19 protein-coding genes (1 of these 19 running past the window's edge) are annotated in these 20,110 nt (G+C 70.6%); 14 read left to right on the top strand and 5 right to left on the bottom strand.

The genetic code is table 11. The features are described from left to right. The 3 genes from AC3AOF_RS13565 to rpsT all read right to left on the bottom strand — a co-directional run. Window positions 1-1,096: the 5' portion of an ATP-binding protein gene (locus AC3AOF_RS13565; RefSeq protein WP_488348799.1), read on the bottom strand. It extends 917 nt beyond the left edge of the window; 1,096 of the gene's 2,013 nt are visible here — the first part of the coding sequence; the start codon lies at window positions 1,094-1,096; the stop codon falls past the left edge of the window. Window positions 1,097-1,236: 140 nt separating this feature from the next. Further along, the gene (locus AC3AOF_RS13560) at window positions 1,237-2,775 is read right to left on the bottom strand and encodes a YifB family Mg chelatase-like AAA ATPase (RefSeq protein WP_488348798.1); all 1,539 of its coding nucleotides are present in this window, start codon (window positions 2,773-2,775) and stop codon (window positions 1,237-1,239) included. Between the two features lie 196 nt (window positions 2,776-2,971). Beyond that, entirely contained in the window at window positions 2,972-3,247 is a 276-nt protein-coding gene (rpsT, locus tag AC3AOF_RS13555) for a 30S ribosomal protein S20 (RefSeq protein WP_203155075.1), read from the bottom strand. Window positions 3,248-3,473: 226 nt separating this feature from the next. Here rpsT and AC3AOF_RS13550 point away from each other — a divergent pair, with 226 nt between their 5' ends. From AC3AOF_RS13550 to AC3AOF_RS13535, 4 genes are all read left to right on the top strand, one after another. Further along, window positions 3,474-3,689, top strand: a complete 216-nt coding sequence (locus tag AC3AOF_RS13550; protein WP_236990304.1) for a hypothetical protein — start codon at window positions 3,474-3,476, stop codon at window positions 3,687-3,689. 115 nt (window positions 3,690-3,804) lie between these two features. After that, entirely contained in the window at window positions 3,805-4,512 is a 708-nt protein-coding gene (gene queC, locus AC3AOF_RS13545) for a 7-cyano-7-deazaguanine synthase QueC (protein WP_488348797.1), read from the top strand. A gap of 64 nt (window positions 4,513-4,576) precedes the next feature. Next, a complete protein-coding gene (locus tag AC3AOF_RS13540) occupies window positions 4,577-5,743 on the top strand; it encodes an acetyl-CoA acetyltransferase (protein WP_488348796.1) in 1,167 nt (388 codons plus the stop codon). A 21-nt stretch (window positions 5,744-5,764) separates the two neighbouring features. Continuing rightward, window positions 5,765-7,045, top strand: coding sequence for an MFS transporter (locus tag AC3AOF_RS13535; RefSeq protein ID WP_488348795.1), 1,281 nt, complete (start codon window positions 5,765-5,767; stop codon window positions 7,043-7,045). Here AC3AOF_RS13535 and AC3AOF_RS13530 read toward each other — a convergent pair. Beyond that, a complete protein-coding gene (locus AC3AOF_RS13530) occupies window positions 6,987-7,259 on the bottom strand; it encodes a BolA family protein (protein ID WP_048452134.1) in 273 nt (90 codons plus the stop codon). The genes AC3AOF_RS13535 and AC3AOF_RS13530 overlap by 59 nt on opposite strands. Before the next feature lie 134 nt (window positions 7,260-7,393). Here AC3AOF_RS13530 and AC3AOF_RS13525 point away from each other — a divergent pair, with 134 nt between their 5' ends. From AC3AOF_RS13525 to AC3AOF_RS13505, 5 genes are all read left to right on the top strand, one after another. Next, window positions 7,394-8,020, top strand: coding sequence for a J domain-containing protein (locus tag AC3AOF_RS13525; RefSeq protein WP_236990311.1), 627 nt, complete (start codon window positions 7,394-7,396; stop codon window positions 8,018-8,020). A gap of 217 nt (window positions 8,021-8,237) precedes the next feature. Then, the gene (gene cobS, locus AC3AOF_RS13520; RefSeq protein ID WP_236990312.1) at window positions 8,238-9,221 is read left to right on the top strand and encodes a cobaltochelatase subunit CobS; all 984 of its coding nucleotides are present in this window, start codon (window positions 8,238-8,240) and stop codon (window positions 9,219-9,221) included. 16 nt (window positions 9,222-9,237) lie between these two features. Beyond that, window positions 9,238-9,732, top strand: coding sequence for a DUF29 domain-containing protein (locus tag AC3AOF_RS13515; protein ID WP_203155068.1), 495 nt, complete (start codon window positions 9,238-9,240; stop codon window positions 9,730-9,732). Between the two features lie 7 nt (window positions 9,733-9,739). After that, the gene (gene cobT, locus AC3AOF_RS13510) at window positions 9,740-11,644 is read left to right on the top strand and encodes a cobaltochelatase subunit CobT (RefSeq protein WP_488348794.1); all 1,905 of its coding nucleotides are present in this window, start codon (window positions 9,740-9,742) and stop codon (window positions 11,642-11,644) included. Window positions 11,645-12,030: 386 nt separating this feature from the next. Then, entirely contained in the window at window positions 12,031-13,272 is a 1,242-nt protein-coding gene (locus AC3AOF_RS13505; RefSeq protein ID WP_236987753.1) for an IS110 family RNA-guided transposase, read from the top strand. Window positions 13,273-13,505: 233 nt separating this feature from the next. Here the strand turns inward: AC3AOF_RS13505 and rpmB are convergent, their stop codons facing one another. Next, window positions 13,506-13,796, bottom strand: a complete 291-nt coding sequence (gene rpmB, locus AC3AOF_RS13500) for a 50S ribosomal protein L28 (protein ID WP_093567567.1) — start codon at window positions 13,794-13,796, stop codon at window positions 13,506-13,508. A gap of 287 nt (window positions 13,797-14,083) precedes the next feature. Here rpmB and AC3AOF_RS13495 point away from each other — a divergent pair, with 287 nt between their 5' ends. The 5 genes from AC3AOF_RS13495 to fdxA all read left to right on the top strand — a co-directional run bounded on the left by AC3AOF_RS13495 (window position 14,084) and on the right by fdxA (window position 19,844). Continuing rightward, complete coding sequence (locus AC3AOF_RS13495) at window positions 14,084-14,983, top strand: DUF3108 domain-containing protein (RefSeq protein ID WP_236990314.1); 900 nt, start codon at window positions 14,084-14,086, stop codon at window positions 14,981-14,983. A 91-nt stretch (window positions 14,984-15,074) separates the two neighbouring features. Continuing rightward, window positions 15,075-15,473, top strand: coding sequence for a hypothetical protein (locus AC3AOF_RS13490; protein WP_488348793.1), 399 nt, complete (start codon window positions 15,075-15,077; stop codon window positions 15,471-15,473). An 87-nt stretch (window positions 15,474-15,560) separates the two neighbouring features. Next, on the top strand, window positions 15,561-19,031 hold the full coding sequence (locus AC3AOF_RS13485; protein WP_488348792.1) for a helicase-related protein: 3,471 nt from the start codon (window positions 15,561-15,563) through the stop codon (window positions 19,029-19,031). A gap of 3 nt (window positions 19,032-19,034) precedes the next feature. Continuing rightward, window positions 19,035-19,325, top strand: a complete 291-nt coding sequence (locus AC3AOF_RS13480; RefSeq protein ID WP_236990317.1) for an RNA-binding S4 domain-containing protein — start codon at window positions 19,035-19,037, stop codon at window positions 19,323-19,325. Between the two features lie 180 nt (window positions 19,326-19,505). Continuing rightward, entirely contained in the window at window positions 19,506-19,844 is a 339-nt protein-coding gene (gene fdxA, locus AC3AOF_RS13475; protein WP_236990318.1) for a ferredoxin FdxA, read from the top strand. Window positions 19,845-20,110 lie beyond the last annotated feature (266 nt).

Here is a 20,110-nt window from a genome sequence, read left to right as displayed (position 1 = left end):
GGCGCCGGGTGATGGCGAGGCCGAGACCGGTACCCTCGTGTCGCCGGCTGGCGCTACCGTCGCCTTGCTCGAATTCCTGGAACAGAAGCGGCAGGCGCTCCTCGGGAATGCCCGGACCGGTGTCGTGAACGGCGACCGTGAATCCGGCCTCGTCCCAGGCCGCGGTGACGCCGACCCCACCGGCTTCCGTAAACTTCACCGCGTTGCCGGCGAGGTTGATCAGGACTTGGCGCACCCGGTCGGCGTCACCGATCAGCCGGGCCGGTAGAGTCTCGATGTCGGCGGCGATCTCCAGGCCCTTGTCCTGGGCGCGGGGCGCCAGCAACTCGACGACGCTCTCGACCAGGGCCGCCGGGTCGAAGGGCTCGGCCGCGAGGTCGAGGCGGCCGGCCTCGATCTTCGAGAAGTCGAGAATGCCGTCGATGAGCGAGAGAAGCGCCTCGCCGGAGGTCTTCACCGCCTCGGCATAGGTGCGCTGCTCGGGGCTCAGGGAAGTATCGAGCATCAGGTCGGCCATGCCCATGATGCCGTTGAGCGGCGTGCGGAATTCGTGGCTGACGCTGGCGATGAACCGGGACTTCGCCACGCTCGCGGCCTCGGCCCGGCTGCGCGCCTCCTCGAGGAAGCGGGCGGATTCGACCCGCTCGGTGACGTCACGGCCCGCGCGCAGTACCTCGGGCCGCCCGTCGCGCCCGGCGGTCACGGTCTCCACGAAGGCGAACCAGCGAACGGCGCCGCCCCCGGCCGGCAGGATCGCGAGATCGACGAGGCGGGCCCCGTCGGCGCGGTGGCGCATCTCGCCCCGCTCGACCACCTCGGCCTCCCGGGTGGTGCCGAGCAGTCCCTCGGGCGTGGTGTCGAGGAGGGCGGCGAAGCCCTGGTTGGCGAAGGTGATGCGGCCCTCGGCATCGCGCTGGACGACGAGCTCGATCTGCGCCTCGACCAGGCTACGGTAGCGCTGCTCGCTCTCGGAGGTCCGCCAGACGAGATCGTGCAGGCGCTCGACCTCGCCCTCGCTCCGGCTCAGGCGGCTCCATCGCGCCGTCGCCCATGCGAGAACGGCCAGGAATCCGATCGCCGCGCAGAGCCACACCATTCCGCATCCTCCCGGGCCATATCGAGGGCCGAAGATGGCGCGCGGAACTGAAAGATGAGTGGCGAAAGTGGCTTAGCGGGATCTTCGGTCGATCGTGCAAATTCGGCGGTCTGCGGTCACATCCCGTTAACCGCGATACGTCACGCCGCCGCCGGCCGCCGATCCGAGCGGCTGCGGTAGGACAGGGCCTCGGCGAGGTGGAGGCGGCGCACCCGCGCCTCGCCGTCGAGGTCGGCAAGCGTGCGGGCGACGCGCAACACCCGGTGGAAGCCGCGGGCGGAGAGCCGCATGGCGTCGGCCGCGTCGCGGATCAGCGCCACCCCCTCCGGATCGGGCCGGGCCGCCTCCTCGATCAGGGTGGCCGGGCATGAGGCATTGGTGGTGCCGGCGGGCTGGCGGGCCTCGGCGTAGCGCCGCTCCTGCAGGAGGCGCGCCGCGGCGACCCGGGCGGCGGCCTCCGCCGAGCCCTCGTCCGGCGGCGGCAGGATCAGGTCGGCGGCTGTGACCGCCGGCACCTCGATCTGGAGGTCGATGCGGTCGAGGAGCGGGCCGGAGAGCCGGGCCTGGTACTGCGCGACGCAGCGCTCGTTGGGCCCGCGCCGGCAGGCGAAGCCCGGCTCCGTCGCCTGGCCGCAGCGGCACGGATTCATGGCGGCCACCAGTTGGAACCGGGCCGGGTAGGTCACCCGGTGGTTGGCCCGGGCGATCATCACGTTGCCGGTCTCCAGCGGCTGGCGCAGGGAATCGAGCACCTGGCCGTTGAACTCGGGCAACTCGTCGAGGAAGAGCACGCCGCCATGGGCGAGCGACACCTCGCCGGGCCGGGCGCCGATACCGCCGCCGACGAGCGCCGCCATCGAGGCCGAGTGATGCGGCGCCCGGAACGGCCGGCGGTTCGACAGCGCGCCGTCCTTCAGCGTGCCGGCGACCGACTGGATCATCGAGACTTCGAGCAGTTCGCGAGGGCCCAGCGGCGGCAGGATCGAGGGCAGCCGGGCGGCCAGCATCGACTTGCCGGCTCCCGGCGGGCCGTTCATCAACAGATTGTGGGCTCCGGCAGCGGCGATCTCCAGAGCGCGCTTCGCGCCCTCCTGGCCCTTGATCTCGCGCAGGTCCGGTAGCGCGCCGGCGGCGGCGGCCACCGCCGGCACCGGTCGGGCCATGACCTGCGTGCCCTTGAAGTGGTTGGCGAGCTGGATCAGCGAGCGCGGCGCCAGCACGTCCATGTCGCCGGCGGCCCAGGCGGCCTCCGGGCCGCTCGCCGCCGGGCAGATCAGCCCGAGGCCCCTCGCATTGGCGGCCATGGCGGCCGGCAGCACGCCGGCCACCGCCGTGAGGCTGCCGTCGAGCGCCAGTTCGCCGAGGACGCAATAACCGGACAGAGCGTCCGCCGGCAGGGCACCGATGGCACACATCATGCCGAGCGCGATCGGCAGGTCGTAGTGGGAGCCTTCCTTGGGCAGGTCGGCGGGGGCGAGGTTGACGGTGATGCGCTTGGCCGGCAGCGCCAAGCCCGAGGCAATCAAGGCCGAGCGCACCCGCTCGCGGGATTCCGCCACCGCCTTGTCGGGCAGCCCGACCACCGTGAAGGCGACGGCGCCGGGCGTGATCTGCACCTGCACGTCGACGGCGCGCGCCTCGATCCCCTCGAAGGCGACGGTGGCGACGCGGGTGACCATGCGGGACGGCTTTCGGGCTGGCGATCTGCCGCTACGTTAGTTCGCGGGCCGCCCCGGCACAACCCGGAACCGCAAAAGTGCATTCCAGAGACGAAAAAGACCGCCCGACACGAAAAAGCCCGGCACGGGGCCGGGCCATTTCCTCTCGTCCCTCGGACCACCCGCCGTGCCGGCGCCGGTCCTCGGGGAAGGCGCGTTACGCCTGGGCGGCCTGCAGGCCCTTCACGCGGGCGGCGAGGCGCGAGACCTTCCGCGACGCGGTGTTCTTGTGCACGATCCCCTTCTGGGACGCGCGCATGATCTCGGGCTCGGCGCTGCGCAGGGCGGTCATGGCGTCGCCATGATTGCCGGCCTCGATCGCCTCCTCGACCTTACGGATGAAGGTGCGCATGCGGCTGCGGCGCGAGCGGTTGACTGCCGTACGCTTGGCAATCTTGCGGGTCATCTTCTTGGCCGACACGGTGTTGGCCATCGGCGTTCCTCATTCAAAAAAGCGAGGCCCGAGCGATCCCGGCGGGATCGTGGCGTCGCGTGTCAGGGCATGGAAGCACGGGCAACCCGCCGGGCGAAAGCCCGCAGGTCCGCGAGCCGCGGTCTATAGACGCGACCGGGCGGATCGTCAATGGCGGGCGCCGCCGAGGCCGGAACACTCTGGCCGCTCAATGGTTGAGGTTCCCACACAGACACGGGAGATCCCCATGATCCGTTCCGCTTCCCTCCTCGCTGCCGGCCTCCTCGCCGTGGCAGGCGTAGCGATCCCGCACCAGGCCGAGGCCAAGGGCTGCATCAAGGGCGCGATCGTCGGCGGGCTCGCCGGCAAGGCGGTCGGCCACGGCAAGGCCGGCGCCGCGGCCGGCTGCGCGGTGGGCCACCACAACGCCAACAAGAAGGCGAGCCAGGCCCAGGGCCAGTAAGCGCACGGGCGGTGCGCGCGGGGCGGTAGGCCGCTCCCGCACCTCGGGCTTATAAGGGGGCGGCTCCGGCAGCGGGGCCGCCCCTTTCGCATAGGCCCATATGACTGGAGCCCGCATGACGTCCCCCGACGGCGCCCTGGTCCTGTTCTCCGGTGGACAGGATTCCGCCACCTGCCTCGCCTGGGCCCTCGACCGCTTCACCCATGTCGAGACCCTCGGCTTCGATTACGGCCAGCGCCACCGGATCGAGCTGGATTGCAGGGTGACCTTGCGCGCCGAGATGACCCGGATCGTCCCGGCCTTCGCCGGGCGACTGGGCGACGACCACACCCTGTCCCTCGCCGCCCTCGGCGAGGTGTCGGAGACGGCGCTGACCCGCGAGACCGCCATCGCCATGGAGGCGACTGGTCTTCCCAACACCTTCGTGCCGGGCCGCAACCTCGTCTTCCTCACCTTCGCGGCCGCCCTCGCCTATCGCCGGGGCCTGCGCCACATCGTCGGCGGCATGTGCGAGACGGATTTTTCCGGCTATCCCGATTGCCGCGACGACACGATCAAGGCGCTGCAAGTCGCGCTCAATCTCGGCATGGATCGCCGCTTCGTGCTGCACACGCCGTTGATGTGGATCGACAAGGCCGAGACCTGGCGGCTCGCCCGCGATCTCGGCGGCGAGGCGCTGGTCGATCTCATCGTGCGCGAGAGCCACACCTGCTATCTCGGCGAGCGCGGGGCGCTGCACGACTGGGGCCATGGCTGCGGCACCTGCCCGGCCTGTGAATTGCGGGCCGCCGGCTATGCGCGGTTCCGCGCCGAGGATGCGTGAGCGGCGCTTGCGGCCTGCCCTGCGGTTCGCGCAGAGTGCGCCGCAAACACGGGAGGAAAGACGCATGACCGCCTGCATCGTCGGCTGGAGCCACACGCCCTTCGGCAAGCACGACCCCGAGACCGTCGAGAGCCTGATCGTCCGCGTGACCAACGAGGCGCTGGCCCATGCCGGGATCGGCCCGCAGGACGTCGACGAGATCGTGCTCGGCCACTACAATGCCGGCTTCACCCCGCAGGACTTCACCGCCTCCCTGGTGCTCCAGGCCGACGAGGGTTTTCGGTTCAAGCCGGCGACCCGGGTCGAGAATGCCTGCGCCACCGGCTCGGCGGCGGTGCATCAGGGCATCAAGACCATCGAGGCCAAGCGCGCCCGGGTGGTGCTGGTGGTCGGCGTCGAGCAGATGACCCGCACGCCCGGCGCGGAGATCGGCCGCACCCTGCTGAAGGCCTCCTACCTGCCGGAGGACGGGGACAACCCGGCGGGCTTCGCCGGCGTGTTCGGCAACATCGCCGGGGCCTATTTCCAGCGTCACGGCGACCAGTCCGACGCCCTGGCGATGATCGCCGCCAAGAACCACCGGAACGGCGTCCAGAACCCCTACGCGCAGATGCGCAAGGATCTCGGCTTCGAGTTCTGCCGCACCGAATCCGACAAGAACCCCTTCGTCGCCGGTCCGCTCAAGCGCACCGATTGCTCGCTGGTCTCGGACGGCGCCGCGGCGATCGTGCTGGCCGATACCGAGACGGCTTTGCGGATGCGCCGCGCCGTCGCCTTCCGGGCCACGGCGCATGCGCAGGACTTCCTGCCGATGTCGAAGCGCGACGTGCTGAGGTTCGAGGGTGCCGCCACCGCCTGGGCCCGCGCCCTGGGTCAGGCCGGCATCACCCTCGACGACCTGTCGCTGGTCGAGACCCACGATTGCTTCACGGTCGCGGAGCTGATCGAGTACGAGGCGATGGGCCTGACAGGTGAGGGCCGCGGTGCCGACGCGATCCGCGAGGGCTGGACCACCAAGGAGGGCAAGCTTCCGGTCAACCCGTCCGGCGGGCTGAAGGCCAAGGGCCACCCGATCGGTGCCACCGGCGTATCGATGCACGCCCTCTCGGCGATGCAGCTCTGCGGCGAGGCCGGCGGCATGCAGATCCCGGACGCGACGCTCGCCGGCGTGTTCAACATGGGCGGCGTCGCGGTGGCGAACTACGTCAGCGTGCTCGAGCGCATCAAGTAACTCTGGCAAAGGCGCAGGGCCATGACGGCTTTCCTGGTCCTGCTGCTCGCCTACACGATCAGCCAGTTCGACCGCGGCTTCCTGGCGATGGTCGCGCCCGATCTCGGGCCCGATCTCGGCCTCGCCCCCTCCGACCTGGCGCTGCTCTCGGCGGGCTGGTTCCTGGCTTTCGCATTGGGCCAGGTGCCGACCGGAATCCTCCTCGACCGGGTCGGGCCGCGGCGCACCGTGGCGGGCTTCCTGGTGCTGGCGGCCTTCGGGGCGGGGCTCCTCGGCCTGGCGCACGGCCTTGCCGGCGCCGCCGCCGCGATGGCGCTGATCGGCCTCGGCTGCGCGCCGGCCCTGATGGGCGGGCTCTACCTGTTCGGGCGGTCCTACCCGCCCGAGCGCTTCGCCATGCTGTCCTCGGTGATGATCGGGCTCGGCACGTCGGGGGATCTTCTGGGCTCCACGCCCCTGGCGCTGGCGAGCCACGCCTTCGGCTGGCGCACGATCCTGTTCGGGCTCGCCCTCGTCACCCTGGCGGCGGCCGGGCTGGTCCTGTGGCTGATCGCGGATCCGCCGCGGCTCGCCGATCCGCCCAGAACCTCGGTCTGGCGGGGCTTCGCCGAGGTCGCCCGGATGCGGGCCCTGTGGCCGGTCTTCCCCGTCGTGTTCGTCAGCTACGCCGTCGTCATCGCGACGCGCTCGCTCTGGGTCGGGTCGTATCTCGGCAGCGTCCACGGCCTCGATGCGCTCCAGCGCGGCAACGGCACGCTGGCGATGAGCGCGGCCATGGCGGCCGGCGCCATCGGCTACGGGCCGCTGGAGCGGCTGGTGCGCGATCCGAAGCGCACGGCCTTCGCGGGTTGCCTCGTCACCGGTCTCGCCCTCTCGGGGCTCGGCCTGTTCGGCGGCGGCTCGACGGCTTTGGCGGTCGCGCTGCTGGCGCTGACCGGCGCGGCGGGCCTGAGCTACGGCATCCTGATGGCGCATGCCCGCCGGTTCTTCCCCGCCCGCCTGCTCGGGCGCGGCGTCGCCTTCATGAACATCGTCTTCATGGGCGGAGCGGCGGCGATCCAGGGCCTGTCGGCCCTGTTCGTGCTGGAAACCGGCGGGCTTTCCCCCGACGCGCTCTACGGCCGGCTGTTCCTGGCCTACGGGCTGGCGCTGCTGGCGGCGACGGCGGTGTATGCCTTCGCGCCGCGGGAGCCGGTGTTCAGGCGGAGCGGTCCCGCCGATCCGGGTCGAGGGGCGCCTGGCCCTACCCCGCCTCCCCCGGCGTCCGCGCCCGCAGCGCCAGGGCGTGCAGGCCGCGCTTGAACGCGTCGTCGAGGAGCGCATTCACCATGCGGTGGCGCTCGACGCGGCTCTTTCCCTCGAAGGCCGCCGACACCACATCGAGACGGAAGTGAGTTTCCCCCCCTTCGCGCCAGCCGGAATGACCGGCATGCTGGTGTGATTCGTCGACGACGCTCAGCGCCGTCGGCGCCAGGCGCTCCTCCAGCGTCGTCCTGATCCAGTCGCCCAGGCTCATCGCGCACCCGTCCTTAACCTGCTTCGGATCGAGTGACCGGAGCGGGTGCCACCCGTCAAGCCGTCCGGTTCCGCCTGCGGCATCAGGCCCGCAGGCCTTGTGCCCGCCCCGCCGCCTCTCATAATCGCCCCGTCATGGATCTGAACTCGCCCCTGTTCGACCGCATCCGCATCCGGCCCTCGTGCGACGAGCCGAAGAAGGCCGAGGGTCCGGCCTGCGACCGGCCGGGCTGCACCCAGCCCGGGCTGCACAAGGCGCCCAAGGGGCGCAAGCAGGAGGGCCAGTACTGGCGCTTCTGCATGCAGCACGTGCGCGAGTACAACGCCTCGTACAATTACTTCGACGGGATGAACGACGCCGCCGTCCAGGCCTACCAGAAGGACGCGGTGATCGGCCACCGTCCGACCTGGACGATGGGCGTCAATCCCGGGGGCAAGACAGGCGCGAAGCCCGAGGCGCCGCAGCGCGACTGGGACTACGTCGATCCCCTCGGCATCCTGCGCGGCGAGGGCGCCGGGCCGGCCTCGTCGCGCCGCGCCCGGGCGGAACCGCCGCCGCCGCGCTACTCGGCCCCGGTGCGCAAGGCCCTCGACGTGCTCGGCCTCGACGAGAGCGCCGATTCCGCCGCCATCAAGGCGCAGTACAAGGTGCTGGTGAAGCGCTTCCACCCCGACGCCAATGGCGGCGACCGCTCGTTCGAGGACCGGCTGCGCGACATCATCAAGGCTCACGACACCCTGCGGGGCGCCGGCCTGTGCTGATGCCGGCCCCGCTCTCGCGCCGGGCACGGATCTCGCATCCCTGATCCGTCGCCGGAGGGGGTCGAAACTGGGCGCCTGCCCCATATATCCGGGTCAGGCACGTTTGCGCCGGCTCCCCCCGCAGATTAATGACATGCGGCGCCCGCCGGTCACCCCGCGCCGTCGCGACATCCGCAGGACGCCCATCGAGGGCCAGGCCTGCTCCGACGAGGTCCGTATGCTTGCTGAGAACACGCCACCCGCACTGCCGGACACGACCGTCTCGGTGCGCAAGGTCTTCGGGATCGATTCGAACCTCGAGGTGCCGGCCTTCTCGGCCACCGACGAGCATGTGCCGGATCTCGATCCGGACTACCTGTTCGACCGCGAGACCACCCTGGCGATCCTCGCGGGCTTCGCCCGCAACCGCCGGGTGATGATCACGGGTTATCACGGCACCGGCAAGTCCACCCATATCGAGCAGGTCGCCGCGCGGCTGAACTGGCCCTGCGTGCGCATCAACCTCGACAGCCACGTCTCGCGCATCGACCTCGTCGGCAAGGACGCGATCGTGCTGAAGGAGGGCAAGCAGGTCACCGCCTTCCAGGACGGCATCCTGCCCTGGGCGCTGCAGAACAACGTCGCGCTGGTCTTCGACGAGTACGATGCCGGCCGGCCGGACGTGATGTTCGTGATCCAGCGCGTGCTCGAAGTGTCGGGCCGCCTGACGCTGCTCGACCAGAAGCGGGTGATCCGCCCGCATCCCGGCTTCCGGCTGTTTGCCACCGCCAACACGGTCGGCCTTGGCGATACGTCGGGCCTGTATCACGGCACCCAGCAGATCAACCAGGGCCAGATGGACCGCTGGTCGATCGTCACCACGCTCAACTACCTGCCGCACGACCGCGAGGTCGACATCGTGCTGTCCAAGGCGCCGCATTACCGCGGCGAGGGCGGGCGTGACATCGTCAACAAGATGGTGCGCGTCGCCGACCTGACCCGCAACGCCTTCATCAACGGCGACCTGTCGACCGTGATGAGCCCGCGCACGGTGATCACCTGGGCCGAGAACGCCGACATCTTCAACGATATCGGCTTCGCCTTCCGGGTGACCTTCCTAAACAAGTGCGACGAGCTGGAGCGCGCGCTGGTGGCCGAGTTCTACCAGCGCTCCTTCGGCAAGGAGCTGCCCGAGAGCGCGGTGAACGTCGCGCTGAGCTGAACCGGGAGCAACCCCGATGGATGACCCGACCCTCGATCACCGGCGCGACGGCACCGACGCGGTCGAGGGCCGGGCGTCCTACGAGCGGGACTATTTCTCCTGGGTGCAGGAGCAAGTAGCGCTGATCCGGGCGCGCCGCTTCGACGAGGTCGACGCGGAGCACGTAGCCGAGGAGCTGGAGGATTTGGGCAAGAGCCAGCTCTCCCGGCTCCACAGCACCTTGCGCGTCCTCGTGATGCACATGCTCAAGTGGGACCAGCAGCCCGAGCACCGGACGGCAAGCTGGATTTTCTCGATCGCTGAGCAGCGGCGGCGCTATCGTCGGTTGTTGCGCGACAATCCCGGCCTCAAGCCGCACCGGGAAGCGACGCTTGCCGATGCCTATGAGGAAGCCCGACTATGGGCCGCGGATGAGACCCATCTCGAACCCGACGACTTCCCGAAAGCCTGCCCCTACACCTGGGACGATCTTCTGGACCGCCCCTTCGACTTCGACTCGCTGAAGAAGTAGCCGCGCCATGTCCATCTCCAACCGCAAGCCCGGCGAGAAGCGCGAGTCCGTCGCCGAGCCGCTGAAGCGCTCGGTGGCCGGGACGCTGCGGGCCATCGCCCGCAAGGCCGAGATCGAGGTCACCTTCGCGACCGACCGGCCGGCACTCACCGGCGACAAGGCCCGCCTGCCCGAGCCGCCGCGCAAGCTCTCCCCCGGCGACGTGGCGATCCTGCGCGGCCATGCCGATTCGATGGCGTTGCGCCTCGCCTGCCACGACAACGCCGTCCACCGCCGCCTCGCCCCCGAGAACGCCGCCGCCCGCGCGGTCTTCGACGCGGTCGAGCAGGCCCGGGTCGAGGCGATCGGCTCGCGCCGCATGGCGGGCGTGGCCGGCAACCTCACGGCGATGCTGGAGGACCGCTACCACCGCGGCGGCAAGTACGAGGAAATCACCGACCGGGCCGATGCGCCGATGGAGGATGCGGTCGCCCTGATGGTGCGCGAGCGCCTGACCGGCCAGGCCCCGCCCCCGGCGGCGCAGCGCATCGTCGGGCTGTGGCGCGAGTTCATCGAGGACCGGGCCGGGCGCAACCTCGACGGCCTGATGACGGGCAACATCGAGGACCAGCGCGCCTTCGCCCGCTCGGTGCGCGACCTGCTCTCCTCCCTCGACATGGCGGACGAGGCCCCCCTCGATCCCGACGACGAGGAGAACGACGACGAGAACGAGGCCAAATCGGACGAGCAACAGGCCGGCGAGGGCGAGGCCGAGCAGCAGAGCCAGGGCGACCGGGCCGAGATGGAGGTCTCGGACGAGGCCTCCGACGAGATCGAGGAAGGCGCCACCGAGGCCGCCGACGCGCCGTCCGGCGAGTTGCCGGAGGATGCCGAGGACGCCGATTCCGAGGAAGCCTCAGAATCGTGGCGCCCGCCGGGCCCGCGGGCCAACGAGCCGCGCGGCCCGGACTACAAGGTCTTCTCCCAGAAATACGACGAGGTCGTCCACGCCGAGGACCTGTGCGACGCCGACGAGCTGGCGCGTCTGCGCTCCTACCTCGACAAGCAGCTCGCCCATCTCCAGGGCGTGGTGGGGCGGCTCGCAAACCGCCTCCAGCGGCGGCTGCTGGCGCAGCAGAACCGCGCCTGGGAGTTCGACCTGGAGGAAGGTCAGCTCGATCCGGCCCGCCTCGTGCGCGTCGTGATCGACCCGTTCCAGCCCCTGTCCTTCAAGCACGAGAAGGACACGAATTTTCGCGATACGGTCGTCACCCTGCTGCTCGACAATTCGGGCTCGATGCGCGGCCGGCCGATCACCGTGGCGGCGACCTGCGCCGACATCCTGGCCCGCACGCTGGAGCGCTGCGGCGTCAAGGTCGAGATCTTAGGCTTCACCACCCGGGCCTGGAAGGGTGGGCAGTCGCGCGAGGCCTGGCTGCAATCGGGCAAGCCGCCGACCCCGGGGCGCCTCAACGACCTGCGCCACATCGTCTACAAGTCGGCCGACGCGCCGTGGCGCCGGGCGCGCAAGAATCTCGGGCTGATGATGCGCGAGGGCCTGCTCAAGGAGAACATCGACGGCGAGGCCCTGGACTGGGCCCACAAGCGTTTGCTCGGCCGGCCCGAGCAGCGCCGCATCCTGATGGTGATCTCCGACGGCGCCCCGGTCGACGATTCGACCCTCTCGGTCAATCCGGGGAACTACCTGGAGCGCCACCTGCGCTACGTCATCGACGAGATCGAGACCCGCTCGCCGGTGGAACTGCTCGCCATCGGCATCGGCCACGACGTGACCCGCTACTACCGCCGGGCCGTCACCATCATCGACGCCGAAGAGCTGGGTGGGGTGATGACCGAGAAGCTGGCCGAATTGTTCGAGGAGGATGCGGGTCCGGTGCCGATGCGCCGGATGGCGGCGGGCGGGCGGCGGTAGGTCCTCGTCCTCTCCCACTCACGACCTCATCCTGAGGTGTCATACGAAATCCGGAAGATCACTTCCGGATATTCGTATCACCAGCCCGCGCGGCGCGTGAGCGAAGCCGATTTCCGCATCGCGAAGCGATCAGTCGGAAATCGTATCAGTTCGTCACCGGCTTCGCGGTCCCTTGCGGATGAAACATATGGCAGAGTGGACTTGCCGTCGGCGGAGAGATCGGTTCGTCTTTGGTGTGCCAGACCCCGCGTATCAGTTGGATCCGGGCTCCTCTTCAGTCCCCTCGCTTGCGTCACGGGCCGGTCCTCGGGCCAGCCCCGGAGCGCGTCATTTAGATTTGATCTCACGGGAGCCTGCGCCGGCGGCCTGACGGCAAGGAGATCGTGATGGAGGTCCTCTACCCCCGCTGCGCCGCCCTCGATGTTCACAAGGACACCGTCGTCGCAGCCATCCGTCTGGCCGAGAGCAGCGAGGTTCAGCGTGAGGTGCGTACGTTTGCCACCACCACGCCCGCTCTGCTCGACCTCTCCGCCTGGCTCGACGAGCACGCCTGCACCCATGTCGCCATGGAGGCGACCGGCATCTACTGGCGCCCGGTCTGGCAGGTCCTCGACGCCGACAGCCGCACCCTGATCCTGGCCAATGCCGCCCATGTCAAGAACGTGCCCGGCCGCAAGACCGACGTCGCCGACGCGGTTTGGCTCTCCGACCTGCTCGCCCACGGCCTGATCCGCGCCAGCTTCGTGCCCGAGGCCCAGACCCAGGCGATGCGCGACCTGCTGCGCACCCGCAAGCAACTGGTCCGCGAGCAGGCCAGCCACGTCCAGCGCATCCAGAAGACCCTCGAGGAGGCCAACCTCAAGCTCGCCTCGGTGCTCACCGATATCATGGGCCAGTCCGGTCGCGCCGTGCTCGACGCGCTGGTCAAGGGCGAGCGCGATCCGGCTGGGCTGCAGGCGCTGGTCAGCCCACGGGTGAAGGCGGCGCCCGAGGCGATCCGGGCCGCGCTCACGGGCCGGATCGGGGATCACCACCGTTTCCTGCTCGGTGTGCATCTACGCCAGTACGACGGGTTGGGGCGAGCGATCGCGGAGATCGACGCGCAGGTGGAGCGCGACCTCGGCCCTTTCCGGGAAGCGGTGAAGCTGCTGGTGACGATCCCGGGCATCAGTGACCTCACCGCGCAGGTGATCCTCTCCGAGATCGGCCCCGACATGAGCCGCTTCCCGACCGCCGGCCATCTGATCTCCTGGGCCGGGCTGTGCCCGAGGAACGACGAGAGCGCGGGCAAGCGGCGCTCGACGCGGCTGCGCAAGGGCGCGCCCTGGCTCAAGACGGCCTTGGTGCAGGCCGCCTGGGCCGGAGTGCGCAAGAAGGCGAGCTACATCAGGGCGCAGTTCCAGCGCTTGCGCGGCCGGCGCGGCCCCAAGAAGGCGATCTGCGCGGTCGCCGCTTCGATGTTGACCGCGATCTATCACATGCTCAAGGCCGGCACGGCTTACGTCGATCCCGGGCCTGATCACGGCCGCAAGGCGGCCCCGACCATCCGCGCCAAGGCGCTCGTGCGGCAGATCGAGCGCCTTGGATTTGCGTGCGAAATCAAACCCGTAGAGCCAGTTTCTATTTAGTCGATTGCAAATCGACTGACCTCGAAGGAGGGCTCCAGGAATCGCTAAGACTTCTGGAGCCCTCCTTCGAGGCCGCTGAGCGGCACCTCAGGATGAGGTTGCGAATGGGACGAACGCCGTCATCGCCACGCCTCAAACCCAACACGAAAAACCCCCGGACGCCGCAGCGCATCCGGGGGTTTTTCGTGATCGTCCTGGCGAAGGAGGCGCCGGGCGCCTCCACCGCGAAGAAATCAGGCCGCCTCGGCGAGCTTCTTCTCGATCTCGCGCTTCAGCAGGCGGGCGTTCTGCGACAGGTCGGTCTCGCCGGCCTTGATCAGGAACGCGTCGAGGCCGCCGCGATGCTCGACCGAGCGCAGGGCGTTGGCCGAGATGCGCAGGCGCACCGAGCGGCCGAGCGTGTCGGACAGCAGGGTGACGTTGCACAGGTTCGGGAGGAACCGGCGCTTGGTCTTGTGGTTCGAGTGGCTCACGAGGTGGCCGGTGAGCACCCCCTTACCGGTGAGCTCGCAGCGACGCGACATGGTCTATATCCTCAACTGGTCTTCGTTCGGCGAGGGACCACGCAACGCGAGAGCCGGGCGTGCTGCGCACCCCGGCTTGGACCGGACCCCGCGAAGTCCCTGGAAAGCACGCGCCTATAGAGGGAGAGTGCGGGGCTCGTCAAGGTGCGGGGCTGAAGCCGGCCCCCTCGCGAGGCTCCGGCCCCTTGCGCGCGAGACGATCCGTTAACCTTGATCGCGTCACGATAGGGCCAGATTCCCCCCGCTTCATCGGTGGTGGGCGACGGCGTTCGAGATCGGTTTCCCCCATGCGTTCCAAGGCCCTCCTCTCGCTCGCCGTCACGGCGGGGTTCGCCCTCCCGGCCGGCGAGGCGATGTCGGCCCAGGCCGCGCGGGGGCGCGCGCCGAAGGCCGGCGAGACTGCCGTCACGGTCGATTACGGCATCACGCTCGCCGGCGTGCCGATCGGGACCGCGCAGGTCACCGGCGCGATGCAGGGTACGCGCTACACCATGGACGTCAGCGCCCGCCTCACCGGCCTCGTCGGGGCGATCACCGGCGGCTACGGTTCGGGCCGGGCGAGCGGCACGGTGGCGGCCCGCCCGGTGCCGGCGGCCTTCGCGCTCGCCTCCCACAGCGCCAGCGCCTCGATCACCGTGCGCATGGCGCTCGCCCGCGGCAACGTGGTCGCCTCCGACATCGCGCCCCCGCTGGTACCGGACCCCGAGCGGGTGACGGTGAGCGAGGTGCACAAGCGCGGCATCATCGATCCGGTGAGCGCCCTGATGATGCCGGCGCAAGGCCGCGGCGACCTCACCGACCCGCAGAACTGCAACCGCACCATCCCGGTCTTCGACGGCGCGAGCCGGTTCAACGTGGTGCTCACCTACGGCGAGACCCGCAGCGTCCAGAAGCCCGGCTATGCCGGTCCGGTCCTGGTCTGCAACGCCCGCTACCAGCCGATCGCCGGCCATCGGCCGGACCGGCCGGGAGTGAAGTTCATGGAGGACAACACCGAGATGTCGGTGTGGCTCGCCCCCGTCGAGGGCGCGCGGGTCCTGCTGCCCCTGCGCATCGCCGTGCGCACCCAGATCGGCCTCAACATCATCGAGGCGACGCGGTGGTCGCAGAGCGCGGGCCAGGGCGCCCCGGAAGCGACCGTACAGGCGGCGGCGCAGAGCCCGGAGCCGCCGGCGGACAGGCGCTGAGCGGAAGAAGCGTCGGCAGGCCAACGCTTCTTCCGCTTCGATTCTCGTCTCGTCTCGTCGCAGGTTTCTGACGCAAAACCGGAGGCCACTTTTGCTGAACCTGCTCAGAGCCATGCGGCGCGCCGTTCCCAGCCTCCTGCCCAGCCTCGTCCTGCCCGGCTTCCTCCTGCTCGCCCCGCTCCCGGCGCTGGCAGGTGGACCCGACTTCACGAACGGACCCGATTGCGGCGGCGACGCCTATTCCTCGGCGACGATCGGCACCAACCCGCCCGGACCGCTCACGGCCGTCCCGGAAACCCTCTGCGCCGACCTGGCGCAGGGCCGCGCGCCCGATCCCCGCATCGAGGTGATCGTCCCGGGTATCGGCTCGTCCGGCCAGCCGTCCCCTCCGTACGGCGATCCTTATGGCGATCGGGTCGCCCCCGCCCCATATGACGGGAGGCCGCTGCCCGGGCCACGGCCGCCCCGCGGCCGCTTTCCGGAGCGCTGAAGGGGTCGCACGACGGCCCCGGCGCTAAGATCGGGACGGCGCGGCGGCCGCTGCCGGTAACCGCCCCGAGGATGTCTGTCCGACCCGATGACGCGCCGCTCCCTCTCACCGCAGGCCCGCTTGCGCGGCGCCACGGCGGTGCTCGGTCCCACCAATACCGGCAAGACCCACCTCGCCATCGAGCGGATGCTCGGCCACCCGACCGGCATGATCGGCCTGCCGCTGCGGCTGCTCGCCCGCGAGGTCTATCACCGCGTCGTCGAGCGGGTCGGTCCCGAGCGGGTCGCCCTCGTCACCGGCGAGGAGAAGATCAAGCCGAACCGGCCGAGCTACTGGATCTGCACCGCCGAGGCGATGCCGCGGGACAACGCCGTGGACTTCGTCGGCATCGACGAGATCCAGCTCGGCGCCGACCGCGACCGCGGCCACACCTTCACCGACCGCCTGCTGCACCAGCGCGGCCGCGAGGAGACGCTGCTGATCGGCTCGGCCACGATGGAGCCGCTGGTCAAGGCGCTGATCCCGGGCATCCACGTGACCACCCGCCCGCGCCTGTCGCAGCTGAGCTTCGCCGGCAGCCGCAAGCTCTCGCGCCTGCCCCATCGCAGCGCCATCGTGGCGTTCTCGGCGGAGGAGGTCTACGCCATCGCCGAATTGCTGCGGCGCCAGCGCGGCGGCGCCGCGGTGGTGCTCGGCGCCCTCTCGCCCCGCACCCGCAACGCCCAGGTCGAGCTCTACCAGTCCGGCGAGGTCGATTACCTGGTGGCGACGGACGCCGTCGGGATGGGGCTCAACCTCGACGTCGACCACGTCGCCTTCGCGTCGAACCGCAAATACGACGGCACGCGCTTTCGCGACCTCTCCCCCTCCGAGATGGCGCAGATCGCGGGGCGCGCCGGGCGCCACCTGCGCGACGGGACCTTCGGCACCACCGGGCGCTGCCCGCCGATGGAGGCCGAGATGGTCGAGGCCCTGGAGGGCCACGCCTTCGACCCGCTGCGGGTGCTGCAATGGCGCAACCCCGATCTCGATTTCCGCTCGGTCGATGCGCTCCGCCGCAGCCTCGGGGAGCACCCGAGCGAGCGCGGCCTCACCCGGGCGCCGACCGGCGACGACGAGGCCGCCCTCGACCTCCTGGCCAAGGAGGACGACATCCGCGACTACGCGACCTCGAAGAGCGCGGTCGAGCGGCTGTGGCAGGTCTGCGGCGTGCCGGATTATCGAAAATCCGCGATCCAGACCCATGCCGACTTGATCGCCCAGCTGTTTCGGTTCCTGATGCGCGGCATGGCCGGGCGCATCCCGGTCGACTGGTTTTCGCAGCACGTGGCGATGGTCGACCGCACCGACGGCGACATCGACGCCCTGTCGCAGCGCATCGCCCATGTCCGCACGTGGACCTTCGTGGCCAACAGACCCGACTGGCTCGCCGACCCGGAGCATTGGCAGGGCGAGACGCGTCGGGTAGAGGACAGGCTGTCCGACGCCCTGCACGAGCGGCTGGCGAGTCGATTCGTCGATCGGCGCACCAGCGTGCTGATGCGGCGCCTGAGAGAGAATACCATGTTGGAAGCTGAGATCACCGCGGGCGGCGACGTGACGGTCGAGGGACAGCACGTCGGCCACCTGCACGGGTTCCAGTTCGTGCCGGATCCCGGCGCCGAGGGCCAGGAAGCCAAGACCCTGCGCAGCGCCGCCGAGAAGGCGCTGGCGAGCGAGATCGAGGCGCGGGCCGACCGGTTCGCCGCCGCGGCGGACGCGGCGCTCGTGCTCTCGAACGACGGCACGATCCGCTGGACCGGCAACCCGGTCGCCAAGCTGGTGCCCGGCGAGAAGCTCTACGCTCCCGGCCTGCGGCTGCTCGCCGACGAGCAGCTCAGCGGTCCGGCCCGCGAGAAGGTCGAGACCCGGCTGAACGCCTGGCTCAAGGCCCACATCGTGCGCCTGCTGGGACCGGCCCTCGAGCTCGAGACCGCGGCCGATATCACGGGGCTTGCCCGCGGCATCGGCTTCCAGGTCGCGGAGGCGCTCGGCGTGCTGGAGCGCGCCAAGGTCCTCAACGAGATGCGCAGCCTCGACCAGGACGGCCGCGCGGCCCTGCGCAAGCACGGCGTGCGCTTCGGCGCCTACCACATCACCATGCCGGCTTTGCTGAAGCCCGCGCCCCGCACCCTGGCGGCGCAGCTCTGGGCGCTGCAGAATGGCGGCCTCGACCAGCGCGGCCTCGACGAGATCGCGCATCTCGCCGGCTCCGGCCGCACCTCGATGCCGGTCGATCCCGAGATCGCCAAGGGCCTCTACCGTGCCGCCGGCTTCCGGGTCTGCGGCGGCCGGGCGGTGCGCGTCGATATCCTCGAGCGCCTCGCCGACCTGATCCGTCCGGCGATCGCCTACGTGCCCGGCACTACCCCCGGCGAGCCGCCTCCGGGCACCGCCGACAAGGACGGCTTCGTGCCGACCGTCGGCATGACCTCGCTGGTCGGCTGCTCGGGCGAGGATTTCGCCTCGATCCTGAAGTCGCTCGGCTACGTCGTCGACCGCCGGCCCGGCCCGGCCATCACCGTCGCCCTGCGTCCCGCCGCCCCGACGGTGCCGGTGCAGCCCAAGGTGGCGGAGGCCGGCGAGGCCTCTGCCGAGGCGAGCGAGTCCGCGGACGCCGCAGCCGGTGACGAGACCCACGCCGAGACCGTGACGGCGGACTCCGCCTCCGACGAGGCACCGGCCGAGGCGGCCGCGCAGGTCGAGACCTCCCCCGAGGACCAGGCCGCAGAGCCGGTGCAGGCCGAGCATGTCGAGGCCGATTCGACGGGGCCGGTCCAGGAGATCGCGACTCACGATGTCGCGGCCGGGGATGCTGCCGCCGAGGCACCCGTCTCCGAGGAGCCGGCTCCGGTCGAGGCCGCGGCAAGCGACGTCACGCCGGTCGCGCAGGCCGAGGCGGGCGACACCGCCGAAGGTACCGAGCCTGCCGCTTCCGGCGACACCGCGCCCGCGGAGTCCGCCGAAGCGGCGGGTGAGCCGGCGGAGCCGGTCGTCATCGAGGTGTGGCGGATGCACCGTCACCAGCGCAGCCACGCGCCGCGCCACCAGGGCCGCGGCCGGCCGCAGGACGGCCAGCAGCGCGAGGGCGGCCAGCGCGACGGCCGCTCCCGGGGCGGCTTCCCGCGTCCGGAGGGCGGCGAGGGCGCGCCGGCGGAGCAGCGTGCGGCTCATCGTGGCCCTCGCGAGGGCCAGCGCTGGGGCGACCGGCGCCAAGGTGAGGCTCGTGGCGAGCACCGGGGCGAGACTCGTCCCGCCGGCGAAGGCCGGCCCGAGAACCGGTTCGAGGGCCGTGGCGGTGAGAGCCGCCGCGACGGGCGTCCCCCGCGCGGGCCGCATCCGGGCGGTCGCGAGGGCGGTCGTCCCCCGCAGGACCGGCGCGACGGCGCTCCCCGCAACGGCGGCATGCACGAGGCCCGGCCGCCCCGGCGCGAGCGCGCTCCGGATCCGGATTCGCCCTTCGCCAAGCTCCTCGCCCTCAAGGCGCAGATGGAGTCGCGAGACGGCGACAAGCGCTGAGCGATGCGCGCGGACCGGCAGCGCCTCGACAAGTGGCTGTGGTTCGCGCGCTTCGCCAAGACGCGCTCGCTGGCCGCGCGCCTGATCGAGGACGGCTTCGTGCGGGTGAACGGCCAGCGCGCCGACGCCCCCTCGAAGGCGCTGGCGGTCGGAGACGTGGTCACGGTCGCGGCCCAGCACGTCACGGCGGCGGTGCGGGTGCGCGATCTCGGCGAGCGGCGGGGCCCGGCTCCGGAAGCCCGGCTGCTCTATAGCGACCTCTCGGCGGACTCGGCGCCCGACGAGGCGAGCTGATCTCTCCGCGCACCGCAGCGTGATGCGCACGCGAAAGCGTGACGCGAAGGCGACGCTTGCCGGCAACGCGACGCCGCCCCGCAACGGGCGGCTTGCAAGCCCGCCCTCCCGGGTCTAAGGCCCGGCCTACACGCCCGGGCGCCGCGCGAGCGCCCTTCGTTCTCGAGGTTTCACCGGCCCATGACCTACGTCGTCACCGACAACTGCATCAAGTGCAAGTACATGGACTGCGTGGAGGTGTGTCCGGTCGACTGCTTCTACGAAGGCGAGAACATGCTCGTCATCCAGCCGGACGAGTGCATCGATTGCGGCGTGTGCGAGCCCGAATGCCCGGCCGAGGCGATCAAGCCCGATACCGAGCCGGGCCTGGAGAGCTGGCTGAAGCTGAACGCCGACATGGCCAAGAGCTGGCCCAACATCACCCAGAAGAAGGCCGCTCCGGCCGACGCCAAGGACTGGGACGGCAAGTCCGGCAAGTTCGAGGCGCATTTCTCGGCCAATCCCGGCTCGGGCGACTGAGCGGGTCCCCGCGATCCGGCAGGGATGGTTGCCGATCGGTTGCCATCCCTGCCCCGACCGCATGCCGGGTCTGCGATCGACCTGCCAAGCCGGTGAAATCGGGTGCAAGGTGCCTGCGCGATCATGCCGGGCGCCTGAATTTTTTTGATTTTCAAGCCTCTTCGTGCTAGCTTCCTGCTCGCCGTCGCTTTTCGTCCGACGTGCAGCCTCCGTCCACCGAGCGGGAATTTTTCGATGGGACGGGGCCGCATGCGATCAGCCGAGGT

The organism is Methylobacterium sp. 142-1Y (genome assembly GCF_057747795.1).
The sequence above is the reverse complement of the archived record's forward strand: the minus strand, read 5'-3'. Positions and strand labels throughout refer to the sequence as shown.